This window comes from Candidatus Jettenia sp. AMX1 (assembly GCF_030263775.1).
Lineage (GTDB): Bacteria > Planctomycetota > Brocadiia > Brocadiales > Brocadiaceae > Jettenia > Jettenia caeni.
Genome location: NZ_SZPP01000062.1, coordinates 1 through 16,731, shown reverse-complemented (window position 1 = coordinate 16,731; position 16,731 = coordinate 1). Strand labels below are relative to the sequence as shown.

Below are 16,731 nucleotides of genomic sequence, written 5' to 3'. Positions count from 1 at the left end.
GAACAAGATTTTTCAGGCTCTCTCAGCCATGACTGGCATCTTTCCCTTATCTATGGCTGGTTAGCACAATTTTTGTCTGGTTTATGCGCAACTTATGTGGAATAACAGAAAATATTTTCAAATACCATTAAAGTATATGACAAACCAAAGGAGCCATATTTGCCAGTAAATTTGTTCTTACCTTCTTTCTACAAATGTTTGCTCTTAAGAGATAATGAGTATTGAATGAGTTGTGTTTTAAAGGAGCGTGTTGTCTGCACAATAGTATCACTGCAAATAATTGCAGAACAAATTGCAAGGCATGATCCCCCGGCGTTTAATATATCATTGATATTTTCAAGATTAATACCGCCAATAGCAACAAAGGGGATAGTAATTTCTCGTTTTACCTGTTTTAAATAATCCAGACCTACAGGAGGTTCATAATCTTTTGTTCCTGTGTAAAAAATAGGCCCAACGCTTATATAATCTGCACCTTCTCTTTGTGCCTCTCGTGCCTGAACGATAGTATGGGTAGAGATCCCTACTATTTTGCTATACCCAATAATCTTGCGTGCAGCAGAGATGTTTATATCAGATTGGCCAATATGCAATCCATCTGCATCTGCTTTTTTTGCAATCTCCGCTCGATCATTTACAATAAAAAGAGTTTTCGATTGAAAGGTTATTTTCTTAAACTCCTTGGCTAAAGTAAGAAATGTACTGTCAGGCATTGTCTTTTCCCGTAATTGTACAATATCTGCGCCGCCTTGAATAACATCCTCCAACGTTGTTAACACAGGTTTCTTTACAAGGTTAGAACTTATTATGACATAGAGTTTTATGTCTGAAAAATCTCTCAAAAAATCTTGTTTGATTGTCGTTTTTATTAGCTGTTGGTTCATTGATTATTGTATTGACTCTCATTTAATGTTTGATATAATTGTTGTAGTTATTTTTCCTGCCAAATATTATTAAAACAAATCTTATATGAGCCTGTAAATCACAAAAGGGCATAAAAATGTGATGCCGAACTTTATAGTTGGTATGAAGCAGGTGATAAATTTCCACACGATGGGTTTTTTCGTCTCAAATAATCTTGTAAGAAAAATATATATGTTTTAGTAATCGTTCTATAAATAGGTCGGAAACTATCCCTCTTTACACTATAAGGGGATGGAGGGATAGTGATAAGTTCATAGATCCTGCTGGATATTGGGTAATTATCCTCTTTTTATTGTAGTTTTATACGAAAATAGATACAAGGATTATCACATAATTCTTAAATATTTATTAAAGAAGGATAGGTTATAGAGAAATGTCAGACGCAAAAGATCATTGCGGTTTAATTGGAGTTTATGGATGTGAAGATGCTGCTGAGAGAGTTTATTATGGTTTGTATTCCCTGCAACATCGTGGAGAAGAAAGCGCTGGAATTGCTTCAACAAATGGAAAAGATATTATTTGTCATAAAGGGATGGGTTTGGTAAGTGAAGCTATCAAGCCAGATATGCTCAAGTCCTTAAAAAATCCTGTTGCTATAGGTCATGTTCGATATTCAACAATTGGTTCTAATAACATTGGTAACGCACAACCATTATTAGTTGATTACTACAAAGGAAAAGTTGCCGTTGCCCACAATGGACAATTAACCAATGCAAAAAGATTACGCGAAGAATTTGAGGCCAATGGTTCCATATTCCATACAACCTCTGATACAGAAGTAATTGTTCATCTTATGGCAAAACCGTTACATATGATGCAAAAGAGCTTATCGCCGGTGTTAAGCCAATTGCATGGTTCTTTTTCACTTCTGTTTTTAACGCCGGATGAGATGGTAGGGGTTCGCGATCCTCACGGTTTTAAGCCTTTAGCCCTCGGAAAATTAAATCATGGTTATGTAATGGCCTCTGAGACTTGCGCCCTGGATCAGGTAGGCGCCGAATATATTCGTGATATTAACCCCGGGGAAGCGGTCTATGTTAGCAAGAATGGAATCCAGAGTGAATATTATTGTCCCCAAAGACAAATTAAGCCTGCCTTTTGTATTTTTGAACTTATATACTTTTCCAGACCTGATAGTAAGATCTATGGAGAGAGTGTACATTTATTCCGTAAAAGATTAGGAGCTAAACTTGCGGAAGAGTCCCCGGTAGATGCTGATGTAGTAATTTCTGTCCCTGAAGGAGGAAATTCTGCTGCAATCGGGTATTCTCATGCCTCAGGGATACCTATCGATCGTGGGTTTATCCGTAATCATTACGTAGGCAGGACGTTCATATTGCCGGAACAGGAACGAAGACACCGTGTCGTAGAACTCAAGTTAAATCCTTTAAGAGAGACTGTAGAAGGGAAACGGGTCATCGTTATTGATGATTCCATTGTAAGAGGAACGACATCGAAATCCAGAATCGGGTTGTTGCGAAGGGCGGGAGCGAAGGAAATTCACTTGAAGATTAGCTGCCCTCCTCATCGTTATCCCTGTTATTACGGGATTGATTTCCAACATAAAGGTGAGCTTATTGCTGCACATCATACTATAGAGGAGATACGGAAGTTTTTAAATGTGGAGAGCTTGAGCTATTTGAGTATAGATGCGATGATGAGCTGTACAACACAATCTCAAGAGCGTTTCTGTAATGCTTGTTTTACGAGCAGATATCCCACTCCTATAGAAGAGAATACGAAGAAACTCGTCGAAAGGGAAGTTGTAAGAGAGATTAGTAAAGTTAATTGATATGTTTGCAAACAGCTTCTACCTCATAAAAGGCATCTTAGGCAGAATTTTTTATAGTATTCCTCAAAAACCAGAACGTATCCAGATTGAGATTACCAATCGATGTAATTACACGTGTGGTATGTGCCCCAGAGAATCCTTCCATCTGCCAGAAAAAGACATTTCATTTAACCTCTTTACAAAAATTATTGATCATTTAACGCAAAATAATTTTTACCATTACAACCTTACTCTTACTGGATGGGGTGAGCCCTTACTACATCCGGAGTTGATAAATATGATTATTTATACGAAAGGTAAAGGACATAGCGTTGGTGTGACAACGAATGGTTTGCTGCTGGCCTCCTTTGTAGAAAAATTTATCGAGATATCGCTGGACAAATTAACTATCTCCTTAGATAGTGTGGAGGAATATAATGAAACAGGAGAATGCCATCCCTATAATAAGATTGTGCAAAAGAATCTAGAGTTACTTGTCCGATTACGGAATACCAGAAAAAAACCGCTTGTCACGGTGCAAATAACTATGCATAATAAACAACAATGCCTGAAGACGGTTAGATTTGCTGCGGAGATAGGAGTTGATCGTGTATTTCTGGTACGATTACATATACCTTTTGGTATGCAAAGCTTCAAAAGGCCTCATTTAAAAGAGGAATTAGAAATCTATGAAGAGGTTGATGAGATAGCCAGAAAATATGGATTACAGATCGATAACAACTATGCAGCTTTCAGCAATGGTTTGCTTCGGTTGCTCTATAAGCAATTACGTCCCATAATGTATCGGTTTGATAAGTACTGTCCAAAACCGTATGACTACTTGTATATTACTATTGATGGTAAGATAACCCCGTGCTGTGATCTGCCGCGATATGAAGTAGGTAATATAGTAAAACAAAATATTAACGAGATATGGCATAGTGAGAATATGCAATACTTTCGCAAGCATCAGGATGAAGTATGTGGTAAGTGCGATGCATTGAGGTTGAGGCATTTAAATTAAAACCATTCATAATTGATATGGATGAACAGCTAAGCGATTAGATGGTTGTTGGTTTGTTATGGAGAAACATTTTTACGATTAGACCATGAGGATTACTTTTCTCATACCACCTCCTATTGATGGAAAGATTCCTGAACGGGTTTCGGGATGTGCCTATCTGCTCTATTACGTTCCGAATATTTTCCTTCTCAGTGCTGCTGCTGTATTGGAAAAGGAAGGTTATAAGATCAGATATGTTGAGAGTACTGTTAAGAAATGGGATCGAAAATATTTCCTGAATTTTTTGAAGGAAGATTTAAGCGATATATATTGCTTCTATGCTGTCAATCTATCTCAAAAAACGGATATTCAGGCGCTAAGGGATATTCGTGATATACGAAGAGATATACCGGTTATTTTTTTTGGTCCTGCACCCTCTGATAGACCTGCAGAATTTGTCGTAGATACAAACACCTATACAGTTAGGGGTGAGCCTGAACATACAATGCTTGAACTGGCAAGAGCACTTGAGACCAAATCGAGTATTGAGGGTATACAAAGTATATCCTTCAAAAACAATAACGAAATTGTTCATAATACAAATAGAGAACCGATAGAAGATTTGGATGTATTACCTTTCCCAGCCAGACATCTCCTGGAAGAGAGGGATATTTACTATAATCCTAAATTAGGGGAGCGTCCATTTACGGCTGTTTGTACCTCAAGGGGTTGCTCGTATCGATGTATTTACTGTGTTCCATCTTCCCTGAGTTTCTCAAGGGAACTCGAATATAAACACCATGTAGCCAGGAAGCCACCGGTAAGAAAGAGATCCCCTGAACATATTATCGAGGAGTTTAAGCTGCTAAAATCACAAGGTTACAAGGCTGTGAATGTCCAGGATGATCAGTTCGTGTGGGGTGAAGAGCGGACAATTAAGATTTGTGAAGGGATACAAGATTTGGGTATTGTGTGGGGCTGTTCTGCGAGATCTGATCATCTGAATGAGGCGATTGTGAGTGCCATGGCATCAGCTCATTGCAAATTTATCGATCTTGGTGTTGAATCCTTTAATCAGGAAATATTAGACTATATAAAGAAAGATATCGATGTGAGAAAGAATGAAGAGGCTATTAAACTGGTAAAAAGATATGGTATATCGGCCAAAATCAATATCATGTTTGGTGCATCGCCAATGGAGACATCGGCTACTATTCAAAAGAATATGGAAGAAGTGAAGCGATTGAAGGTAGATCAGGTGATGTATAACATTGCAAATCCGTTTCCTGGTACAGAATTTTATCAAATTGCCAAAGAGAATAAATTATTTGTGTATGGTGATTATAGACCTGTTAATGTGGCAAAAGAAGCTAATATTACCTATTCTCATCTTAGTAAGACAGACCTTGAAAAGGCTGTACGTCGTGCTAACTTCAAATTTTTTCTGACACCGCGCTTTATGTTAAAAAATGTACGGCGGTTAGGTTCTCTCGATTCTTTGAAAGCTATGCTTAAAAAGCTTTTTTAGAGACAAAAAGTTATCTCATGAAATTTTCTATCCTCGTTCCTGCTTACAATGAGGAGCAATCTATCGCTTCTTGTTTAAACTCCCTTATTGTACTTCCTGATAATAAGGAGATTATTGTTATTGATGATGCCTCAACTGATCTTACCGTTCAGACTATTGAGAGATTTTTAAACAGGGGTATTATTTTAGTACGAAGGGAAAGAAATGGCGGGAGGGCTGCTGCCCTAAATTCAGGATTACAAAGGTCTACAGGTGATATTGTTGTTACAACAGATGCAGATACTGTTGTACCTCCTAACTGGTTACAAAGGTTTGAATCATATTTTAAACAGCAAGGCGTCGTTGCGGTAGGGGGAGCTTATCAAGCCCGTAATAAGGAGAAACCGTTAGCGAATGCAGTGAGTATCTTGGACCAAATACTGAATGGGATGTTTAAAAAATCAGTTATTCCTAATAAATTATCCGGTGTAAATTCAGCTATCCACAGAAGCACCCTACTCAATTCAGGCGGTTTTAATGAGAGTTCCTGGTGGAATGAGGATTCCGAATTGGGCTGGAAATTGAAAGAGATAGGCAAGGTTATGTATGATCCTGATAATATGGTAAATACCACATATCCCGATACATGGACAGATATTTGGAAAAGGAAGTTTTATTGGGGATATGCAATGGGTCTTAAATTTAAAAAGCAAGTTCCCTATAATATAAGATTATGGCTGCGCCCTTTGCTATTTATGGCGCTTTTTATGAGTCTTCTGGCGTTTTGGGTAACGATACCTTGCGGAATAAATGTGTATTTGGTGCCTGGCTCAATTTTTTTTATTTTATTAAGTACATTAACTGTCTTTTTCATTCCACTTGGTATGATTGTGATGTTAAGAAATGGTGATCGTGAATTTTTTAAAACACTATCTTTACTAGCAATCCTGCCTGTATTTCGCGAGTTTGCTTATACCTATGGAATGTATTGGGGATTTTGTAACGGCCATAGAGAAATGATAAAGTCGACATGGAAAGATGAATTACATTGCCGAGGTACAAAGGACAGAGAGAAGAACATCAGTGTATAGAGGGAATGCTTGTACCGGGAAGTTTTGGGAATTTAAAGGATGTATTTGGATTGTAGATTATCTCGCCAGTTTTCTGTAACTTTCAATTTACTATTACGACATAAAACTTTTTAACTTACTATAAAATAGAGGATTTTGAGCAAGAAATCGTTTAAGATTTCATGCGCTATGGATATTTATGGCAAAAAAAATAAAAGGACTTACCTATAAAGATGCAGGTGTTGATATTGATACAAAAGGTCAATTTACGACAGATATCTATACGAAAATGCGAACAACCTTCCGTTCACAGGTAATTGAGAATCCTGATGGGTTTGGTGGTTTGTTTGCTTTAAATTCACGCACCAAAAAATATCGTCAGCCGGTGCTTGTTTCCTCGACAGACGGCGTAGGCACGAAACTAAAAATTGCCTTTATGATGAAGAAACACAGTACCATTGGAATTGACCTTGTTGCTATGTGTGTTAATGATATTGTGGTTTTAGGGGCGGAACCGCTCTTTTTGCTAGACTATTTGGCTAGCAGCAGGATTGTACCGAAGGTTTTCCATGAGGTATTAGATGGTATTGTAGAGGGGTGTCGTCAGGCAGGTTGTGCACTTATCGGTGGTGAAACCCCGGAAATGCCAGGGTTCTATCATGAGGGAGAATATGATATTGCAGGCTTTGTAGTAGGCGTTGTTGAAAAGGATCGAATTATCGATGGTAAAACAATAAAACCGGGAGATGTAGTTATTGGTTTGAGCTCAAGTGGTGTCCATAGTAATGGATTCTCTCTTGCAAGAAAAGTTTTTTTTGATAAAGCGAAGATGAAGATAACCCAAAGGCTTACTAAATATGGATTAAAGACAACGTTGGGAGAAGAATTGCTGACGCCGACCAGAATTTATGTGGAGCCTATTCTAAAGATTCTAGATAAGCATAAGACAAAAAAGATTATAAAAGGAATGGCGCATATTACCGGTGGTGGACTTTTGGAGAACATACCTCGTATCTTGCCTGATGGTTGTGCTGTTAAGTTGGAAAGAGCTAAATGGAGTGTTCCAAAGATATTTAGCATCATACAAGATTTAGGTAAGATTAAAGACGAAGAAATGTTTCATGTATTTAATATGGGTATTGGTATGGTGCTAATTGTATCCAAATCAGAAGTGGAATCTGTCTTACGTGATTTTAATATTTCAAAAGAAACGGGAACAATTATCGGTGAGATTGTGAAAGGAGATAAAATTATACATATCATATGAGAGAATTTTGTTTATAATTATTAATTTCTGACTACTGTATATATCATTGAATAATGGACCGCTACGTTGTTGAGTATTCATTTCTTCTGAGTTGTTTGCCTTTTACCACGCCATACATTGCACAAATTATTAAATAGCAGCTCAATGTCGTAGATAATGCTAGTTCAGGAGTAATCACGAAAAATAAGATTGCTGCAGAAAATTCTAATACCATAGCCAAAATACCCTGTTTAATGCCAATCTTACCCGTGATATTGAAAAAGGGAATTTTACTAACCATAAATATACCAAGTGCAAAAGTTACAAAGGGTAAAAGTGTTATAACAATATCTGTTCCAAATCTCGTTTGTATAAAATGATCCAGAATAATAAGTTGTGCAACCGTTCCCCCTGAAAGTGTACTGGGCAATCCAGTGAAGAAATGCCTCGGTATATTTGCTCCTTCATCTTTTTGAGCGTTAAATCTTGCTAATCGGAAAGCGGCACACATCATAAAAAATAATCCAATACTCCATAGTATGATATGAGTGTAATCAATGCATATTTGTATCATAAGTATGGCAGGTGCAATACCAAAAGTTACTAAATCTGCCATAGAATCTAACTGGGCGCCTGTCTTGCTCGTACTTTTCATCATACGCGCTAATCTTCCATCGAAGGCGTCTAATGCCATAGCTGCTATAATCAACCATGCTGCTATTTCAAATCTCTGGTTCAAAATGCACAAGATTGAAATAAATCCACATATTATATTTCCCATAGTTACTAAAGTAGGTAGTATTTCTTTTATTTTCACTACAAATCTCCTGGAGAAGTCAGAAAAATAATACATAGTGCAGTAAACAAAATGGCGAAAAAATTCTTTCTATAAACTTTGTGATCTTTCCCGCAGACTACTTAACAAAAACAGTGCCTTGCTGTGATAATAAACCTAATTTATAATTAATTCTTTAAATACTTGGTATAATTATATTTATAAAAAAGATAAAATCAGACAAAATATTGATAGATTACTATAATCTCTATAAATTGCAGTATATTTACTGCACTTATCAAATATAATTACTGCGGTAAAGAAATGCTTATAAGTGATTAGGTAGTGTAATTTGGTTAAAATAAAAGTATGTAATAAATAGTCTACAGTTAACAAAATTAAGGAGTATATCGTATTTAAAAAATACTGCATTTGGTACTAAAAATAACCTTGACTTTTAGAGCCTTTTTACTTGACAGTGTTATTTGATTGTGTTAGCTTGTTACAAATTTATATCTTCTTTATGGTTAAGTAAACTTGTAAATTTCTGGGAAGAGACACTTTAAAAGATATTGAAGATATATTTTAAAAAAGGATTAGGCAATTCCAGATCGAATAGTATATGATATTTTGTGAATAAGATCTTGAGTAGGTGTAAATAATTTCAATAAATTATCATGTTCTTGCTAAGTCTGAAAAGAAACTTTAGTTAAATATACGGGAGAAAAAGAATGAATGCGTACAAAAAGTATATAGCCGAGCTAGTTGGAACATTTGCATTGGTATTTATTGCGGCTGGTTCTGTATGCGCCGATTTTTATTTAAGGCAGGCAGGTGGGCAAGGACTGGGTCTTTTAGGTATTTCTATAGCATTTGGTGTAGTAGTAACTGCCGTTATTTATGCCACGAGTTATGTTTCTGGTTCTCATGTTAATCCTGCTGTTACTATATCCTTCTGGATTACGAAAAGGATGGATCCTAATACTGCAATCATGTATATAATTTCCCAAATAGCTGGCGCAACATTAGCAGGACTTGCACTAAAAACCCTTTTTCCCGATGCAGTTAAAACCGTATATTTAGGAACATGTATGTTAGCGCCAGGAGTTTCTATCGCGCGTGGGATACTCATGGAATTCATTATCAGTTTCCTTTTGATATTTACTATTTATGGGACACTTGTGGACAAAAGGGCTTCTGCTGGATTTGCAGGAGTAGCCATAGGATTGGTAATACTCTTCGGAGCAATGATTGGTGGTATAATTAGTGGCGGTGCAATGAATCCCGCTCGTGTCTTTGGTCCGGCTATTGCCTCAGGTCAGTTTACTCATCATTATGTATGGTGGATCGGTCCAATATTAGGAGGGATTGTGGCAGGTTTTGTCTACGATAAACTCTTTGCTGACAGCAAAAAATCATAATTGCAATTAAAGCAGGATACAATTTATTCATAGCTGATAAAGTTATGTGAAAACACACCCTGTTAGCTTAAAAAATTAAGCGGCAACGTGTAAGATGTACCTTACATGTTGCCGTTTTTATTGAGAGTTCGATTTATGTTTGATATTGATACTGTGCTGAAGCTTATTGAGCGGGAAAATAAAAAGTTTAACGTACCGGTTGTTACAGTCATTTCTAAAGAACGAACTCCATTTCATGTCTTGATCTCATGTATTTTAAGCCTTAGGACAAAGGACAAGACTACTCATGAGGCCTCTCATCGGCTCTTTGCTGTGGTTAATACCCCTAAAGATATGGCAGAAATTCCCACGGAGAAACTAGAGAAGCTTATCTATCCCGTAGGGTTCTATCGGGTAAAGGCAAAGAATATTAAAGAGATTTGCAAGGAGTTGGTAAAAACATACAGGGGTAAAGTGCCAGACGAAATTGATGAGTTATTGAAATTGAGTGGAGTGGGACGTAAGACTGCGAATTTAGTAGTAACCTTGGGGTATAAAAAACCTGGTATTTGTGTGGATACCCATGTTCATCGGATTACTAACCGATGGGGGTATGTTAAAACAAAAAATCCGAAGGAAACCGAATTTGCGCTTCGTGAAAAACTTCCAAAAGAATATTGGCTTATCATCAATGATCTTCTTGTTACATTTGGCCAAAACATCTGCGTACCAATCTCTCCCAAATGCAGCTTTTGTCCTGTTAATATGTATTGCCAAAAAGTAGGTGTGACAAGGCATCGTTAACGGTTATTGTACTATCCCTGCTATGAGATGGTACCTGAGAATGTTTAATTCTTCAAGACACGAATCAATTCCCGTTCTTGCTGATTAGATAGTAAGGGAACAATGATCTTATGAAAATGGTTTATGAATTCTTAAAGGTTTTTTGGATAATCTTTAGCATATCATCGTGAACACCTTTATTAGCAGCGATGATGTTACCAGTTTTCAGATACTGGTTACTCCCATTAAAGTCTGTAACCATACCACCTGCCTCTTCGACCAAAAGGGCTCCTGCTGCCATGTCCCATGGTGATAAAGCACATTCGAAGAAACCACCAAAGATGCCTTCTGCTGTGTATGCAAGATCAAGACAAGCAGAACCGCCTCTTCTGATGCCGGAAGCATGCATAAATAACTCTCTAAACGATTTAAGGTAAGCATCTATAAAATCCTTTATCCGAAAAGGAAAACCCGTTGCAATCAGGGAATTATGTAAGATTTTGGGATGGGAGATATTCATACGTCTGTTATTTTTAAATGCCCCCCGTTTTTTAATGGCAGAATAGATAATTTCTCTCAGGGGTTCGTAAATAAGCCCAACCGTTAATTCTCCTTCAATTTCCAGAGCAATAGAGACGGCGAAACTCGGAAGGCCATGGATATAGTTTGAAGTGCCATCTAGTGGATCTATAATCCATAAGAAAGGGGAGGAACGGGAGTGTCCTTCTGCTGATGATTCTTCTGCAAGAAAGTCATGATTGTTAAAATGAGATTTAATAATAGTTTTGATAAGTTCTTCAGATCTCTTATCTACATCAGTTACAAAATCATTCTTGGCTTTTTCATCAATCATGGAGGGGCACAGCTTCCCAAAGTGTTCCTTTAAAATAATACCAGCCTGGAGAGCAGCCTCTCTTGCAATATCGAGATAGTTATCTACATCATTTGGATTTTGTATCATTTTTGCTGTCTTTATGACGAAGGTGTTTTAAGTAAGAACTTTACCCGTAAGTGCCTTATAAGCACTGAGATATTTTTCTGAAGTTTTTTGGATAATATCCGGAGGAAGTGTTGGCGCTGGTGGTTTCTTGTTCCATTGGAGGTTTTCGAGATAATCCCGGATAAATTGTTTATCATAGGATGGTTGTGGTTTCCCAGGTTTATAGCCTTCTAGTGGCCAAAAGCGCGAAGAATCAGGTGTGAGTACCTCATCAATAAGTATTGTCCTGTTATTCTGAGTAATACCCCATTCAAACTTGGTATCGCAGATGATAATACCTCTGCCTGTTGCATAGCGGTTTGCCTTAAGATAAACCTCCATGCTTTTATCCTTCAATTCTTCGGCTTGCTTTTTACCAATCAAATCTACAACCCTTGAAAAAGGGATATTTTCATCATGTCCTGTTGTTGCTTTGCTTGAAGGGGTAAAGATGGGTTCCGGGAGCTTATCCGACTCTTTAAGTCCCGGAGGCAATTTTATTCCGCAAATTGATTGGGTGCTTTGATACTCCTTCCAGCCAGAACCTGCTAAATAGCCGCGAATTATACATTCTACCGGAAAGACCTTGACTTTCTTTACCAACATGGAGCGACCTTGCAGAATATTTTTATGTTGTGCGATGATGTTGCTGCCCATTTTCTCGATTTGGGTAGTTATAAGGTGGTTCTCAATGCAATCAGAAGTATAGTTAAACCAGAATTCAGAAAGGCCTGTGAGTACCTTTCCTTTGAATGGGATACCATCTGAAAGAACTACATCAAAGGCCGAGATGCGATCTGTGGTGACGATTAACAAATAGTCATTAATTTCGTAAATATCACGTACTTTACCACGGCTGTGTAATTTGAGTTCTGAGATTTGAGTAGTAAGCAGAGGATGGTTATTCATAATATATTACATAGCAAAGTTTGGGTTATGTTGTTTCAGTTTTGTTTTAAGTTTATTTGCACCTTGAAGGTTAGGTTTTAACGACAGGGCAATATTAAGATATTTTAAAGCATTTTCATATTCTTTTAATTTGATATAGCATTCAGCCATTTTTTTGTAAATAAAGGCATTCTCGTTCTTGTATAGCTTGAGTTTTAGCACCTTTTCGTAAATAATCAATGCTTTTTCTGGAGGTGCACATTTTGCGAGTTTACGACAATAGATATTCCTGATTCGCTCTTTAATTTCAGCAAGTAAATGATGACGATGCGTGCTGTCTCTTCCTCGTTCAAGTATAAATTCGTAAAATTCAATACAGATTTCATACTTTCCTAATTTCTCATAAGCTTCAGCTAATAAGAATTTGCAATCAACATAATCCCGATGATTTAAATGCAAAAGAAAATCAATATTTACATATTCTTCTGAGAGATGTTCATATCTTTCAACTGCATTCCGCATACGGCCGTTTAAAAGGTCGATAAAGATAGTGTGCGCCTGTGTCCGGATACTTGTATCAGTTTTTGAATTTTTTTCCTCTTTTTTATAGATTCGTGTTGTCTTGTAGGTTTGCAGGTGATGCTTATACAGCCTGTCATATTGTTCTCGAGCCGTTGAATCAGACAGAATTTTATACGCCTGGATAATAGTCTTCGTCTTTGATTCTGCCCACAGTTTGTTTTGACCATGAATATCCGGATGATATTTTTTGATAAGTGTTCGAAATGAGCGTTTAATCTCTTCTTCACTTACTTCATGGTGTACTTCAAGAATATCGTAATAATTTACCACGGTTGTAATTCTTAATAAAATAAGATAAGTGTTTTACAGTAAAAATATCTGCCGGTAACTAGGTAATAGCGAATTACCACATTTACCAAGGGTAATCATTGTAAGAAAATTAGTTATACCTTTTCTATTTTGCAAGGCAATTCCTCACAGGTATTTCTACAAGATAAAAATGATATTGAACAGAAAATTAATGCTAACAGCCATTTTGTAGGCTGTCAATAGATTTCGTGAAAATCGATGCTAAGAGATTACTCATAGCGTAGTGTCTCCACCGGGTCAAGCCGTGCAGCTCGTAAAGCAGGATAAATACTAAATATTACACCACTCAATATAGCAATACCTGCAATGAGTACTATACTAAGGGCATTTACTTCCGTGGGTATCTGGTTAAAATAATATACCTCTGGTGGAAACGGTCTCCAACCAGAGATAGTATATAAGAATTTTTCTAACCAATTTATTCTAAAGATGACAAATAAGCCAATAGCAACACCAATACTGGTACCGATACTACTAATGAGTAATCCATTTAAAAGAAATATAGACATAATACCTTGCGTAGTTGCTCCTAAAGCTTTCAAGATACCAATATCTTTAGATTTTTCAAGGACAATCATTGTTAGGATGGCAAGAATATTAAATCCAGCTACCACAACAATAAAAAATAAAATAAATGCCATTACACGTCTTTCCATCATTACGGCTGTTAAAAAGGTTTTTCTTGCATCTTCCCAGGTTTGGACATAATACTCAAAACCTAATACCATTTGTAGTTTATCCCGTATTTCGTTAGCGTAGCGATAATTATCTAATTTTACACTAATTCCAGTGACGGCATTTTCTTCTTTTGAGCCTACAAGTTCTTGAGCTGTGGCGAGGGGAATATATATATAATTTTTATCAAAATCATACATCCCTGATTTAAATTTTCCTGTAATAATAAATGGTTTTACGCTGATTTTGTCCCATTCTTTAAGGGTAACTAATACGATTTGTTCTCCATTTTGAATAAAGCTTTGAGGGAATTTTTCGGGCTCTCCCGATCCTGTCCTTAAAAGTTCAGTACCCCCAAAGGCGCTTGCAGTGTTCTTTTCTCCATGTGTCTTTAATAAATCGCCAGGTTGATTTCCAAAGGGGGCAATATACGACTCAAAATCACTTACACAAGCCTCTGCGTTTGGGTCTATTCCTTTGAAATAGACAAATTCCTTTCTCCCTCTCAACTTAATAAGTGCCGGACCCTCGATGTAGGGTGCACAGGCGATGACATGGTCAAAAGCTTTTATTTTTTCAACGACTTGTTTATAATTCTCAAGTCCATACATGCCACCTTTCGAAACAATAATATGTGCTAGAGTTCCTCTTATTCTATTACGGAGTTCCCGATCGAATCCATTCATTACCGAAAGAACAACGATCAATGTCATTACTCCTACAGCAACTCCAGCTACAGCAAAAAATGATATCTTTCTATTACGTAAATAGCGTAAACTAATAAAAAGTTTATACATAAGCATTCAATTTTACATTGTTATTTTACGGTGTTAAATATATAATTCTACGATTCTAGCACAACTAAATTATTTTAGGCAATTAAATAATAAACTTGTCAATTTAGGAGATGAGGAATGCTTTATTTTAAAACTGCAGGGGAATCTCATGGAAAATGTCTAATCACAATTATCGAGGGATTTCCCGCTGGTGTATTGATTGATGAAGCATTTCTAAATAAAGAAATGAAGCGAAGGCAAGGTGGGTTGGGTAGAGGCGGGAGGATGCAGATAGAGGAAGACCGTGTAGAAATTCTTTCCGGTATTAGAAATAACAGATCTCTGGGAAGCCCCATTTGTTTAATGATAAAAAATAGTGATTATAAAATTGATGAGCTCCCAGCCGTTACGAAACCCCGTCCCGGCCATGCTGACCTGGCGGGCGCTATAAAATACAATCAAAAAGATGCGCGAGATATATTAGAACGAGCTAGTGCTCGGGAAACGGCTGCAAGGGTAGCGGCTGGTGCACTGATAAAGATTTTGCTTTCCCAATTCGGAATAGAAGTGTTTGGTTATGTGAAAGGAATTGGTGGTATTAACTCAGATAAAATTCTTAAAGATTTAGATGTTGGAAAGAAAAATCGTGAAAAGAGTAAATTATATTGCATTGATCAGGATATTGAAGCAAGAATTATTGAAAAGATTAAACAAACATCAGAAAAAGGAGATTCTCTGGGGGGTATTATTGAAGTAATTGTATATGGATTACCAATAGGATTGGGTAACCATACCCAATGGGATTTAAAATTAGATGCAAGGCTTGCTTATGCTTTAATGTCAATTCAAGCAATTAAGGGCGTTGAATTTGGTCTCGGATATAATGCGTCTAATAAATACGGCTCAGAGGTGCACGATGAGATTTTTTATAAAAAGTCTACAAAAAGGAGCCTATTAACAGGTGGATTTAAGAGGCATACAAATAATGCGGGAGGAATAGAAGGCGGTATTAGCAATGGGGAACCGATTGTGGCAAGAGCATATATGAAACCTATTCCAACATTGAAAAAACCCTTGAGATCTGTGGATTTAATAACAAAAGAACCTATAGAGGCTTCATATGAAAGGTCAGATGTATGTGCAGTACCTGCTGCATCTGTTGTTTGTGAGGGGATGGTTACTTTTGAAATTGCAAGGGCATTCTTAGAAAAGTTTGGCGGAGATAGTTTAGATGAGGTTAAGCGTAATTATGAAGGGTATCTTTTTAATATGTGACATTTAATTTACAATAGGTTGCAAATTTTACTTGAATAATTTTTATGTTTTGATAATATAAATTTTTCTGCAATTTTTATGTTGATGCTAGCGTAGCTCAATGGCGGAGCAGCGGTTTTGTAAACCGCAGGTTGTGGGTTCGAGTCCCACCGCTAGCTCCAGGAATTAGTTTATAGGCGAAGAGATAAGTAAAAGAAATTATGGGTGGATTCCCGAGTGGCCAAAGGGGACAGACTGTAAATCTGTTGGCATAGCCTTCGGAGGTTCGAATCCTCCTCCACCCACCATTCATGCCTGTTTTAATTATTGAAAAATAGTATTGATTTTAATGCGGGCGTAGCTCAATGGTAGAGCTCTAGCCTTCCAAGCTAGCCATGTGGGTTCGATTCCCATCGCCCGCTCTTGTTAAAGATAAATAAATATATATTAATATTTGACATTTGTGTTTTTTGTGCTACAATAAACGGATTGGAAAAATTTAGTTAATTGTCGGCATATTCTTACGATGTTATGTTTTTGCTGCTGTAGCTCAGTGGTGGAGCACGTCCTTGGTAAGGACGAGGTCATGGGTTCAAATCCCATCAGCAGCTCCAGAAAATTATCAGAGTTTCGAAAGTATATACACGATAGCAAATGTATAATGGTATGAATAAGAGGAGTGGGGGTTAAATGGGGAAGGAAGTATTTAAGCGGACGAAGCCGCATGTGAATGTAGGTACGATAGGGCATGTTGATCATGGTAAGACGACGTTGACGTCGGTAATTACG

Annotated in this window: 15 protein-coding genes and 4 tRNA genes; 13 read left to right on the top strand and 6 right to left on the bottom strand. The window is 37.0% G+C overall.

The window, feature by feature from the left end:
• Positions 1-188 precede the first annotated feature (188 nt).
• Positions 189-884, bottom strand: coding sequence for a thiamine phosphate synthase (gene thiE / locus FBQ94_RS15745; protein ID WP_007221876.1), 696 nt, complete (start codon positions 882-884; stop codon positions 189-191).
• Between the two features lie 413 nt (positions 885-1,297).
• On the opposite strand from thiE, the gene purF reads away from it, so the two are divergent.
• From purF to purM, 5 genes are all read left to right on the top strand, one after another.
• The gene (gene purF, locus FBQ94_RS15740; RefSeq protein ID WP_007221877.1) at positions 1,298-2,716 is read left to right on the top strand and encodes an amidophosphoribosyltransferase; all 1,419 of its coding nucleotides are present in this window, start codon (positions 1,298-1,300) and stop codon (positions 2,714-2,716) included.
• A 1-nt stretch (position 2,717) separates the two neighbouring features.
• Complete coding sequence (locus tag FBQ94_RS15735; RefSeq protein ID WP_007221878.1) at positions 2,718-3,719, top strand: radical SAM/SPASM domain-containing protein; 1,002 nt, start codon at positions 2,718-2,720, stop codon at positions 3,717-3,719.
• An 85-nt stretch (positions 3,720-3,804) separates the two neighbouring features.
• A complete protein-coding gene (locus FBQ94_RS15730; protein WP_007221879.1) occupies positions 3,805-5,226 on the top strand; it encodes a B12-binding domain-containing radical SAM protein in 1,422 nt (473 codons plus the stop codon).
• Positions 5,227-5,243: 17 nt separating this feature from the next.
• Positions 5,244-6,296 carry a glycosyltransferase family 2 protein gene (locus tag FBQ94_RS15725; RefSeq protein ID WP_007221880.1) on the top strand — a complete coding sequence of 351 codons (1,053 nt, stop codon included), beginning with the start codon at positions 5,244-5,246 and terminating at the stop codon, positions 6,294-6,296.
• Between the two features lie 178 nt (positions 6,297-6,474).
• Positions 6,475-7,542: a phosphoribosylformylglycinamidine cyclo-ligase gene (gene purM, locus FBQ94_RS15720; protein WP_007221881.1), complete on the top strand. Its 1,068-nt coding sequence runs from the start codon at positions 6,475-6,477 to the stop codon at positions 7,540-7,542.
• 61 nt (positions 7,543-7,603) lie between these two features.
• Here purM and pssA read toward each other — a convergent pair whose 3' ends face one another.
• On the bottom strand, positions 7,604-8,338 hold the full coding sequence (gene pssA, locus FBQ94_RS15715; RefSeq protein ID WP_007221882.1) for a CDP-diacylglycerol--serine O-phosphatidyltransferase: 735 nt from the start codon (positions 8,336-8,338) through the stop codon (positions 7,604-7,606).
• A gap of 689 nt (positions 8,339-9,027) precedes the next feature.
• Here pssA and FBQ94_RS15710 point away from each other — a divergent pair.
• Positions 9,028-9,717 carry an MIP/aquaporin family protein gene (locus FBQ94_RS15710; RefSeq protein ID WP_007221883.1) on the top strand — a complete coding sequence of 230 codons (690 nt, stop codon included), beginning with the start codon at positions 9,028-9,030 and terminating at the stop codon, positions 9,715-9,717.
• 135 nt (positions 9,718-9,852) lie between these two features.
• Complete coding sequence (locus FBQ94_RS15705) at positions 9,853-10,500, top strand: endonuclease III domain-containing protein (RefSeq protein WP_007221884.1); 648 nt, start codon at positions 9,853-9,855, stop codon at positions 10,498-10,500.
• Between the two features lie 121 nt (positions 10,501-10,621).
• Here the strand turns inward: FBQ94_RS15705 and FBQ94_RS15700 are convergent, their stop codons facing one another.
• The 4 genes from FBQ94_RS15700 to FBQ94_RS15685 form a co-directional block, all read right to left on the bottom strand.
• On the bottom strand, positions 10,622-11,440 hold the full coding sequence (locus FBQ94_RS15700) for an inositol monophosphatase family protein (RefSeq protein ID WP_007221885.1): 819 nt from the start codon (positions 11,438-11,440) through the stop codon (positions 10,622-10,624).
• Between the two features lie 27 nt (positions 11,441-11,467).
• Positions 11,468-12,367 carry a phosphoribosylaminoimidazolesuccinocarboxamide synthase gene (locus FBQ94_RS15695; RefSeq protein WP_007221886.1) on the bottom strand — a complete coding sequence of 300 codons (900 nt, stop codon included), beginning with the start codon at positions 12,365-12,367 and terminating at the stop codon, positions 11,468-11,470.
• A 6-nt stretch (positions 12,368-12,373) separates the two neighbouring features.
• The gene (locus FBQ94_RS15690) at positions 12,374-13,198 is read right to left on the bottom strand and encodes a tetratricopeptide repeat protein (RefSeq protein ID WP_007221887.1); all 825 of its coding nucleotides are present in this window, start codon (positions 13,196-13,198) and stop codon (positions 12,374-12,376) included.
• A 248-nt stretch (positions 13,199-13,446) separates the two neighbouring features.
• A complete protein-coding gene (locus FBQ94_RS15685) occupies positions 13,447-14,709 on the bottom strand; it encodes an FtsX-like permease family protein (RefSeq protein ID WP_285442250.1) in 1,263 nt (420 codons plus the stop codon).
• A 117-nt stretch (positions 14,710-14,826) separates the two neighbouring features.
• On the opposite strand from FBQ94_RS15685, the gene aroC reads away from it, so the two are divergent.
• The 6 genes from aroC to FBQ94_RS15655 all read left to right on the top strand — a co-directional run.
• Positions 14,827-15,963: a chorismate synthase gene (aroC, locus tag FBQ94_RS15680; RefSeq protein ID WP_007221889.1), complete on the top strand. Its 1,137-nt coding sequence runs from the start codon at positions 14,827-14,829 to the stop codon at positions 15,961-15,963.
• Between the two features lie 86 nt (positions 15,964-16,049).
• A tRNA-Thr gene (locus FBQ94_RS15675) sits at positions 16,050-16,124 on the top strand.
• Positions 16,125-16,165: 41 nt separating this feature from the next.
• Positions 16,166-16,250: transfer RNA gene (locus FBQ94_RS15670), tRNA-Tyr, on the top strand.
• A gap of 43 nt (positions 16,251-16,293) precedes the next feature.
• Positions 16,294-16,364: transfer RNA gene (locus tag FBQ94_RS15665), tRNA-Gly, on the top strand.
• A gap of 117 nt (positions 16,365-16,481) precedes the next feature.
• Positions 16,482-16,556, top strand: a tRNA-Thr gene (locus tag FBQ94_RS15660).
• A gap of 76 nt (positions 16,557-16,632) precedes the next feature.
• Positions 16,633-16,731, top strand: a 99-nt coding sequence (locus tag FBQ94_RS15655) for a GTP-binding protein (protein ID WP_285442251.1), incomplete at its 3' end; no start/stop codon positions are given.